Below are 2,159 nucleotides of genomic sequence, written 5' to 3'. Positions count from 1 at the left end.
AAATTGAGACGCTTATGCGCCAACACGACGCCATTGACGACTGCGCCTTAAGCGTACGAGAAGTCCGTGCCGGCGATACGCGGCTCATCGCTTATGTTGTATGGAAGAATAGCCCGATTAGTCTCAGTGAACTTCGTGAGCACCTGCGACAGCAATTGCCCCCTTACATGGTGCCGCAGCACCTTGAAGCACTCGGGGAGTTACCACGCACCCTTAACAACAAGCTTGATCGAAAGGCTTTAGAAAGCCTCCCTTTATCAGAATCAAGCTCGTTAGGCAAAGAAGAAGTACGGGCCGCTACTACAGCGACTGAACTTAAGTTACTGAGCATCTGGCAAGAAGTCATCAATAAACCCATATCTAACATCAATGAAAACTTCTTCGACCTAGGTGGGCATTCTTTGCTCATTGCACAAATCATCCACCGTGTTGAAATGGATATGTCGGTGCAATTGAAGTTCAGTGACCTCTACGAGTTTGCAGACATCGAGTCTTTAGCTAAAAAAATAGATCAATCGCAGCACACAGAACAATCAACCATAACAAAGCGTTCAGAGAATGAACCAGCCTTATTAACCCTTGCCCAACAAAGGCTTTGGTACCTGAATCAACTGGAAGGAAGCAGTACTGCCTATAACCTTCCCTCTGCATTCAGACTAAAAGGAAAACTCAATAAGCTTGCTTTAAATCAAGCTTTTCAAAACCTAATCAGTCGCCAAGAAGCGCTAAGCGCCGAAGTAATTGAAATTGATTCCCAGCCACATCAACGGCTTCGAAACATCAGTAATTTTGAACTAAGTGAAGTCTCTTTCGCAGATATAGATAAGCCAATTGAACGTGAGCTGGAACTCAAAAAACGCCTGACCGTTTTACAAAACCAGGTTTTCGATATCAATCACGATATTCTTTTTAAAGCAGAACTAATCATTCTTAGTGAAGAAGAGAGCATTTTGTTTTTTATGCCTCATCACATCATATTCGATGGTTGGTCTTTCGATTTATTTATACATGAGCTCAGTGAGAGTTATAACGCATACTGTTGCGGTATCAATGCTCAATTACCTGTACTCGATTACCAGTTTGCTGACTATGCGAATTGGTCACGACTCAACAGTTCACAAGAAGATGTAGAAAAGGATGTCAGCTATTGGGTAGAACACCTCCAAGGAGCTCCTAACCTTGATATGCCGCTTGATCGACCTCGTCCGGAAACTCAGGATATTCGCGGTGAGCAAGTTTCATTTGAGCTACCGAGTGACCTACTTTCCAGGCTTAACGGCTTAGCCCTAGAAAAAGACGTAACTTTATTTATGGTCATGATGGCCAGTTATTGTGCCTTGTTGGCAAAATATACCGACCAAGAAGACCTAGTCATTGCGACACCAATGGCTGACCGAACTAAGCCCGGCACTGAAGACCTGATTGGCTTTTTTGTTAACGCCTTAGTACTTCGCTTTAGACTGAGCCGAGAAATGCCATTCCTTGAGCTATTACAGCAGGTCAAGCAACAATGCCTAGAAGGTTTTGACCATATGAGAGCACCGTTCGAAAAGATCGTCGAACGCCTGAACCCTGAACGTGATATCAGTCGTGCTCCCATCTACCAAACCTCTATCACCTACCAAGACGTATCTAAACGCGAACAAGTCATGGGAAGTGGTGACCATACGATAAACATCAAGCAGTGTGAGATCCCTTCTCATGATTCACCACTCGACCTGAACATATGGTTTAAAAAACGCGGCGACTCACTCAGTGGAGCAATCGTCTATAGTACATCTCTCTTTACTGAAAAAACGATCCAAGGCTTTAGGGATCATTTTCTTACGATTCTCGGACAAATTGCACAAAACCCGATAACCAGGCTTTGCGATATAGAACTACTTAATCAAAGCTCAAGCAAGCAAGTGATGAGACAATGTATAGGACCTGCTCATGCTTGGCATGAAGAACAAGCCAACGCCCCTCGCACTGTCGGTCACTACCTTCATCATCAAGCTCAACAATTTGCCGAAAAAGATGCCGTCATATTTGAGCAGGAAGTCTTAAGCTATCGTCAGCTTGATGAACTTAGCTCACAGTGGGCTCAGCTCCTATTAGAGGAGCACGTATCGGTTGGGGACCGCGTTGGCTTGTGCCTGGACCGCTCTCAGCATATG

At 44.6% G+C, this 2,159-nt stretch carries 1 protein-coding gene; it reads left to right on the top strand.

Annotation, left to right across the window (positions count from 1 at the left end):
* Nucleotides 1-14 precede the first annotated feature (14 nt).
* On the top strand, nt 15-2,159 hold a 2,145-nt coding region (locus A3729_RS12575), incomplete at its 3' end, for a condensation domain-containing protein (RefSeq protein ID WP_231877430.1).

Source organism: Oleiphilus sp. HI0043 (assembly GCF_001634935.1).
The sequence above is the reverse complement of the archived record's forward strand: the minus strand, read 5'-3'. Positions and strand labels throughout refer to the sequence as shown.